The organism is Armatimonas sp. (genome assembly GCF_031410135.1).
Taxonomy (GTDB): domain Bacteria; phylum Armatimonadota; class Armatimonadia; order Armatimonadales; family Armatimonadaceae; genus Armatimonas.
In genome coordinates this window covers 1-7,916 of record NZ_JANNYP010000034.1, presented here as the reverse complement: position 1 = coordinate 7,916, position 7,916 = coordinate 1, and the positions used below count along the sequence as shown (strand labels likewise).

At 61.1% G+C, this 7,916-nt stretch carries 5 protein-coding genes and 1 pseudogene; all 6 read right to left on the bottom strand.

Annotated elements, in window-relative coordinates; translation table 11 throughout:
* Nucleotides 1-530 (bottom strand): sulfatase-like hydrolase/transferase (locus RMO15_RS01210; protein WP_309707098.1); only part of this gene is annotated, 530 nt, incomplete at its 3' end.
* Entirely contained in the window at nt 527-2,200 is a 1,674-nt protein-coding gene (locus RMO15_RS01205) for a sulfatase-like hydrolase/transferase (RefSeq protein WP_369016058.1), read from the bottom strand. The genes RMO15_RS01210 and RMO15_RS01205, both read right to left, overlap by 4 nt.
* Before the next feature lie 35 nt (nt 2,201-2,235).
* Nucleotides 2,236-3,606 carry a sulfatase gene (locus RMO15_RS01200; RefSeq protein ID WP_309707095.1) on the bottom strand — a complete coding sequence of 457 codons (1,371 nt, stop codon included), beginning with the start codon at nt 3,604-3,606 and terminating at the stop codon, nt 2,236-2,238.
* The gene (locus RMO15_RS01195) at nt 3,603-5,576 is read right to left on the bottom strand and encodes an arylsulfatase (RefSeq protein WP_309707093.1); all 1,974 of its coding nucleotides are present in this window, start codon (nt 5,574-5,576) and stop codon (nt 3,603-3,605) included. Before RMO15_RS01195 ends, RMO15_RS01200 begins: the two co-directional genes overlap by 4 nt.
* Nucleotides 5,566-7,188, bottom strand: coding sequence for an arylsulfatase (locus tag RMO15_RS01190; protein WP_309707091.1), 1,623 nt, complete (start codon nt 7,186-7,188; stop codon nt 5,566-5,568). The genes RMO15_RS01195 and RMO15_RS01190 overlap by 11 nt, the downstream gene beginning before the upstream one ends.
* Nucleotides 7,185-7,916 (bottom strand): annotated as a pseudogene (locus tag RMO15_RS01185) (hypothetical protein); the annotation flags it as partial. The pseudogene RMO15_RS01185 and the gene RMO15_RS01190, both read right to left, overlap by 4 nt.

Sequence of the window (7,916 nt, the reverse complement as noted above, 5' to 3'; positions counted from 1 at the left end):
AGGTAGAGAAACCAGGGCTTGTTGCTTGCTTGGCCCTGCTGGATAAAGTCCAGCGCGTAGTCCCCAAAAACATCCGTGGAGTAGAACTGGCCGGGGGCGTAGGGGCGCTTGGTTCGTCCCTCGGGCCAGCGCGTGTAGAATGGGTCCTCTTTCCAGCAGGAGTTGTAGCCCCCCAGCATCCCGTAGAACTCATCAAAGCCGCGCTCCGTGGGGGGATTTTTGGTGTTGAGGTGCCACTTGCCCACCATGTAGCTCTGGTAGCCAGCCGATCGGAGTACCTCGGCCAGTGTCGCACAGTTCCCAGGGAGCGTCCCACTCAGGTTCGGAAAGCCTGCCTGGTGGGGATGGAGCCCCGTGAGAATTGCGGCCCGGCTGGGGCTACAGCGCGCCGAGTTGTAGAACTGCGTAAAGCGCAACCCACCCTGGGCGAGCTTGTCCAAGTGGTGTGTCTTGATCTCGCTCCCGTAGCAGCCCAGATCCGACCAGCCGAGGTCATCGGCGAGGATGAGCAGGACATTGGGTTTACTCATTTTGGTTCCTTGATGAGGGCACGGCTGGGCGTGCCGGTGGCGAGAAAGTAGCCGAGGGGCTTGTCGTTGGTGTCCGTGATGAGCCAGATCGCTCCTTTGCGGATGTTAGAGCTGTAGCTTGTCCCCGGTTTCAGCTCGGCGTAGCGCTGATGCTCCCCCGTGGGGCTGATCCACCAGACACGGACGGCTAGCTCGGTCTGGTTGAGAAACGCAACCGTAGCGGGCGTCCCCTGAGGCTTGGAGACGGGCAGAATATCCCCGGCACTCACGGGGTGCCAGGCCAGGTCTGCCGTGACGGTCGCAGATGGCTTCCACGCGGGGGCAAAGCGAGTCGGGGCCAAGGCACGGAGCTCGGCAAGCTTGGCGGCGTGACGTGGTTGGCTTGCCAGGTTCGTCCACTCATGCGGGTCTTTGCTGATGTCGTAGAGCTCCTCACCGCCATCGGCGTAGTGGATGTAGCGCCAGCCCTGTGCACTGAGCCCGTAGCTCCCCGGAGTGTCCAGGTAGGTGACTGCCGCCGGTTTCCAGCTCACCTTGGGGTTCTTGAGAAGCGGCAGCAGCGACGGCCCTTCGTGGACGGGAAAGGCGGGGAGCCCACAGAGATCCAGAAGAGTCGGGGCGAGGGAGAGCAGGCTCACCGGCTTGTCACAACGGGCGGGTTTTGTGCCCGCCGGCAGCCCAACCGTGTTCTTGGGCACGCGGATAATCAGGGGCACGCGGGTGCAGGCGCGCCAGGCGGTGTACTTCTGCCAGTGCTGCTTCTCGCCCAGGTGCCAGCCGTGATCGGACCAGAGCACCACAATCGTGTTATCACGCTCCGGGCTCTTCTCCAGCGCATCCAGCACGCGCCCGAGCATGGTGTCGGCGAAGTAGATAGCCGCAAGATACCCCTGGACTCCCTGTTTCCACTGGTTCTGCTTCTGGATATGCTCGAAGTAGCGGTTGGGGCCACGGCGCTTCCCCTCGGCAGGCAGGTCGTCCAAATCGTCGGCCTTGTAGCCAGGGGGAAGCTGGATTTTATCGAGCGGAAAAGGCTCGAAGTATTTCTTGGGGACAAACCAGGGCTCGTGCGGCCGGTAGAGACCACAGGCGAGAAAGAGAGGCTTGTCGTGCTTTTGACGGAGCTGCTCCCCAACCCAGGTGGAGACAGAGTAGTCGCCGCCAAACGCCTCATCCGTGGTGTCGAGGGCTCCCCAGTCGGTCTCGATATACTGCCACTCCCCTGCCCGTGGCAGCGAGACGGGTCGCTTGGCGGGGTAGAGCGTCTCCGGGAGGGGGTTCTCGGTGCTTGCCTCGGGGAAGTAGCGATCCCAAGACCTCGCATCGGTGAAGTAGTGCAGGAGCTTGCCCGAGCCCAGTGCTGTGTAGCCACTCTCCCGTAGCACCGCAGGCAAGAGCTTAGCGTCGGGCAGAACCTCGCGCATGGGCTGCAGGTTGGTGTAGAGCCCCGAGGTGGCGGGCGAGATTCCCGTGAGGATCGCCGTGCGCGACGGGTTGCACGAGGGCGCGGCACAGTGTGCATTGGTAAACAAGATCCCAGACTTCGCCAGCCGATCCAGGTTCGGAGTCTTCGCCTGCGGGTGCCCTCCCAAGCAGCCTACCCAGTCGTTCAGGTCGTCCATGGCGATAAACAAGACATTGGGGCGGGACAGTGCCTGCGCTGTCCCCATGAAAAAAAGCACCGCGAAGAGCCCCCAGAGTCCTCTCACTCGCCATCGCCTCCGTTGTTGCCACGCTTTGCTTCAGGCTTATTGACCTTGGGGAGCCATTTTCCAAGCTCTGCCTTCACGCCTGCCCGCTCGGGCTTGCTCGCTAGGTTCGTCCACTCATGCGGGTCTTTCTCATGGTCGTAGAGCTCCTCGCCGCCATCGGCGTAGCGGATGTAGCGCCACTTCTCGGTGCGAACGGCGTGGTTATTACGCCCAAAGGTCGTGATGGCTGGCATGTCCCAAGGCGCTTTGGGATTGGCCAGTAGCGAGCGGATGCTCTTGCCCTCGTTGTGGGCCGGGATTGGGATTTTGGCGAGGTCGCAGAGCGTGGGGAAGATACTCATGAAGTCCACGGTGCGTGCGCTCACGCCGCCTGGCTTGGTGATGCCCGGCACGACCCAGATCAGCGGTGCGTGCGTGGCCTCTTCCCAGAGCGCGAACTTGCGCCAGTGCTCTTTCTCCCCGAGATGCCAGCCATGATCGCCCCAGAAGACAATCATCGTGTTTTTCTTTTCCGGCGACTTGTCGTAGGCATCTAAAATTCTGCCCACTTGATCGTCGCAGTAGGAAATGGCGGCCAGATAGCCCTGCACTGCCTCTTTCCACCGCCCACTCGCCAGCATCTCTGCATGATCGCCCTTGGGCTTGGCCATCTTCATGCCGCCTGCGGGCACGTCGCCTAGGTCGTCTTTCTGTGTCGGCGGGAGCTGTATGCTCTCCAGCGGAAATTTATCGTAGTACTTTTTCGGGACATTCCAGGGCATGTGCGGCTTGTGCACCCCCACGGCAAGAAAGAACGGCTTGTCGTGTTTCTGCCCAAGGTGCTTGATCCCGTAGTCCATGATCGCCTCATCCGACGTATGCGAGTCATCGGTGAGGGGCTGGAACTTAATACCGCCCACGCCATCGTTCTTGGCCGACGGGTGAGGCGTCTGCTTGCCCTCTTTAGGGACGGAGTAGTCGCTCCACTCGCCCTCACGATGGGCATTGGCGTGGTAGATCTTGCCCGCCCCGAAGACCTCGTAGCCTGCTTTGAGAAACTGCGTGGTGAGGGTCTGCTCTTTGGGGATCACCGGCTGCCACGGCTCGCCATTGTCGTAGACGCCCGTCGTGCCGGGGCGCAGCCCGGACATCAGCGCCGCGCGGCTGGGGTTGCAGACCGGGGCCGCGCAGTAGGCGCGCGTAAACGTCACGCCCATCTTTGCCAGACGGTCTATGTTGGGAGTCTTCGCCTGCGGATGTCCGCCCAAGTGCCCCACCCAGGTATTGAGGTCGTCCACCGCGATAAAGAGCACATTGGGCTTACTCTGTGCATGGCTCACGGTTGTGAGCAGGAGTGCCACAATCATGGCAAGGAAACATTTCACAACTTTATCTCCACGGAGCGAATCGTGCCTGTGAAGGCGAACGGGACGGTGTAGGGGCCAACGGCTCCGGCGGTGTCTTTGCCCACATCCAGGCCATCAACGGGCTGCTTGGCGAGCTTGCTCGCCGCCTTTGCGGTTGCCGAAGCGCCATCGAGTGTTAGCGTGAGCTCGCCCAGCGGCGTCAGTGTTGCCGTCGCGGAGTGCGCTCCGGGGGGGAGCGGGAGACTTGCCTTGGTCAGCGCCCCTCCCGACTTCAGTGCCCAGTGGAGCTTGCCCTCTTGAACAAAGAGACTGTAGCCATTTTGTGCGCCTCCCTGTGCGACGACCACCCCCTGCGAGCCGGGCATGCTCTCAAACTGAGCCGTGATCGTGATGGTCTTCCCGACGACCGCAGGGGCTTGGGTACCCTCTAGAGAGTCGCCACTCTTGAGAGTGAAGCGGGTCGCCGTGCTGGCACCAGCCTTTGCGTTCTTTACGTTCTCTGTATTCTGCTTGCCGCGCCAGCCCCCCAGTGGGAGTACATCGGCACGTTTTGCCCAGGTGTCCCATGCGGCGGAGAGTGCTTGCACCCGAGCGGGGTCTTTTGCAGCAAGATTGGTCTGCTCACTGCGGTCGGTCTGGATATCGTAGAGCTCCCAGGGCTGGTTCTCCTTGGCCACCAGCTTCCAGCGGCCTTCGCGCACCGCCCGGTTGCCCTCGTGCTCCCAGAAGAGCGGACTCTTGCGGGCGAGTGGCTTGCCGGAAAACGCAGGGAGAAGGCTAACTCCTTCTTTGGGCCGTACCTTTCCGCCCGGATAGCTCCCCTGCCCCACTTCAGTGACAGTGGCGAGGATATCAATTAAGTGCCCTGGCTGGCTCTCCCACTTTCCGTTGCGACCGCGCGGGATGCCCGTCGGCCAGTGGGCGATCAGCGGGGTCGAGATGCCGCCCTCGTGGGTGTAGTGCTTGTACTCACGAAAGGGCGTGTTCTGAAGCCACGCCCACGACTGCCCACAAAACCAGCTGGAGTCGGCCTTGCTGGGGTCGCCTTGGCTACGTCCGTTCGGGCCAGACTCGGCATTGCCCCCGTTGTCGCTCATGAACAGAATCAATGTGTTGTCCAGCTCGCCTCGCTCTTTGAGTGCCGCGACAAGCCGTCCGACGGCGCTATCCATCTTACTCACACAGGCCGCGTAGGTAGCCATGAGGTGGTCGAAGCGATCCCTCTCTTTCTCGGGGAGCTTCTCCCAGTCCGAGATCACCTCGGGACGGGTTGCCAGCGCCCAGCCCTCACCTGCGAGCCCGAGGGATTTTTGACGTCCCAGCCGGTCGGCGCGGAGCTTATCCCAGCCTGCCCGGTACTTGCCCCGAAACTTGGCGATCTCCTCGGCAGGTGCCTGGAGTGGGAAGTGCGGCGCATTGAAGGCCAGGTACAAAAAGAGCGGTTTCTTCGCAGTCCGGGCTTCGTCGAGAAACTTCACCGAGTAGTCCACCCAGAGATCGCTGGAGTACCAGTCTTTGGGCAGAGCCCCCTCGGCGGGCTTGCCATTAAGAAAGAGCTTCGCTTTATCGTCGTCCGGGTAGTAGAAGCCCCCCGCCGCCGCGTGAAGGCTGCGCTCAAAGCCACGCGAGGTCGGCGTCACCCCATGGTTCTGCCCGACATGCCACTTCCCGACCATCGCCGTCAGATAGCCCGCGGGCTGGAGCACCTCCGCCATAGTGGCACACTTGTCGTTGAGACGACCGGAGTACCCTGGCATGCCCTTGTCGTCGGTCATGTGCCCGACACCTGCCTGATGAGGGTAGAGCCCCGTCAGGAGTGACGCACGCGTCGGGCAGCAGCGTGCTGTGTTGTAGAACTGGGAGAAGCGCACGCCATTTTTCGCCAAGCCATCTAGGCTAGGTGTCGGAATCTCCGAGCCATAACAACCAATGTCGGAGAAGCCCATGTCATCCACCAGGATAACGATAATATTTGGTTTATTTTTCATTAGTGTTCTTCTTACTGCGCCACGCACCAAGGGGGAGGACATTGGCGCGTGCGGCGTAGGCATCCCAAGCCGCAGAGAGTGCCTTGACCCGAGCAGGATCTTTCTCGGCTAGGTTCGTCTGCTCGCTTCGGTCGGTCTGGATATCGTAGAGCTCCCAGGACTGGTTCTCTTTTGCCACCAGCTTCCAGCGGCCCTCGCGAACCGCTCGGTTGCCTTCGTGCTCCCAGAAGATCGGGTTGCGGCGCCCCACGGACTTGCCCGCAAACGCAGGGCGCAGGCTGACTCCCTCCATGGGCTTAATCTTGCCACTAGGGTAGCGCGCTCCAGCGACATCCACAAGCGTGGCCATGATATCGACCAAGTGGCCTGGCTGTGCCTCTAGTTTCCCTTGGCGACCGCGCGGAATCCCTGCGGGCCAGTGAGCGATGAGCGGCGTAGAGATGCCCCCCTCATACGTATCGTGCTTGTACTCCCGAAACGGCGTGTTGCTCACGTTGGCCCAGGCACGACCATAGGCCACGTAGGTATCGGGTGGACCGGGCATCACCTGCGGCCCCGTCCGTACCCAGTGTCCGTCGCGGGTCTGCATGGGGGGCCAGATCTGAGGCTGGAGCGTCTCGCGAGAGAAGGGCTTGAGGTCGCTGGGCGCGGGTGTGTTGTCCTTCCGTCCCATCCCCTCGGCGCACCCTCCGTTGTCCTGAAGAAAGAAGATCAGCGTGTTCTCCCACTGCCCGCTGGCCTTGAGCTGCGCAACCAGATGCCCAATGCCTTCGTCCATGCAGTCCACCATGGCCGCATAGACCTCCATGCACCGCTCCTCCCAGGGCTTGTCTTTTGCATCGCGCCAGAGCTCCGGGGCGGGTGAGAGTTTTTCGTCCTTGCGGATCAGCCCGAGTGCTTTCATGCGCTCAAACCTAGCGGTGCGGATCGCCTCGTAGCCCGGGCGGTACTTCCCGCGGTACTTGGCGATATCTTTCTTCAGAGCGTGCATCGGCCAGTGGGCAGCCGTGTAGGCCAGGTAGAGAAAGAACGGCTTCTCTTTCGACTCCTGCTGGTGCTGCTGCAAGAAGCGCACGGCATTGTCGCTCAGGGCATTGGTGTAGTAGAACGTGCTGGGGCGGTACTCAGGGTCGTTCTCGGGGGTGATGTAGGTGTTCTGCCGGCAGAGCGATGTGGGGTCGTAGAAGCTCCCCGCGCCATTGATCGTGCCGTAGAACTTCTCAAAGCCACGCTGTAGGGGCCAGTTGGACTTGTCGCCGTTGGGGCCGACATGCCGGGTGACGTGCCACTTGCCCGCCATATAGGTTCGATAGCCCGCACTTTTCAGCACCTCCGCCATGGTGACGCACTCCTGGTTGAGTGTCCCGGAGTAGCCCGGAAGTCCCTTATCGTCGGTCATGTGCCCGACACCTGCTTGGTGTGGATAGAGCCCCGTGAGAAGCGATGCCCGCGTGAGGCAGCAGCGCGCCATGTTGTAGAACTGGGTAAAGCGCACCCCATTCTTCGCCAGCCCGTCCAGGTTTGGAGTCGCGATCTCACCGCCGTAGCAGCCCAAGTCCGAGAAGCCCATGTCATCGGAGAGGATCACGATAATGTTCGGTTGATTTTTCATTTTGTTTCGTATCGTAAGAAAAGGAAGTCCGCAGGCTGAGCGAGAACAAGGCGATGACTGTGAGATTCCCCAGTGAACCTATCTCCCGTTCGTATGTTGGTCAGTGTAGCGGATTTTCCAAGACCCAACTTAAGGGTGTCTAGCGCACGATCAGTCTCAGAGTTCTCGCGCTCCCGAAAGATCAGCAGATAGCCCGAGCGTGGGTCGTCCGTAGTGAACTGAAAACCTGTCCAGCTTTTGTTATTCGGCTCATCGCCAATGGGAGAGACATTGCTGGAGAGCAGCGCCGCTCGGTGCTTTTTCCAGAGGGCGATCAGTGGCTTGAGCTCGGCACGTGCCGTTTCGGAGAGCAAGTGCGTGCTCTGGAAGAAGCAGGGGATTCCTGGCAGCGCGAGCGCGAAGGCGTAGGCGTGGCTATGCAGATAGGCATCGCTGGCTTCTTTGTCGGTGTGCTCTGGGTTCTGCACGGGAAGCTGGATGCGATCCAGGTTGAGATACTTTGCCGCGTGCCACGTGTCGCGGAGAACCAACCAGGGAATATAGACCGCATTGGCGGGCTGCTTGGGCTTGCGGTTGGAGAGCCAGACCCGGGTGCAGGACAAAAAAGTGGTGAGGCAAGCCGATTTGCCTTCTGCTCCTAAAGTCGTCATCATAGGGGGATGACAGAAGAAACGAAACAGCGACTTCGCCAACGCTTTGAACAGATCCTTGCCGCCCAAGATGCACCG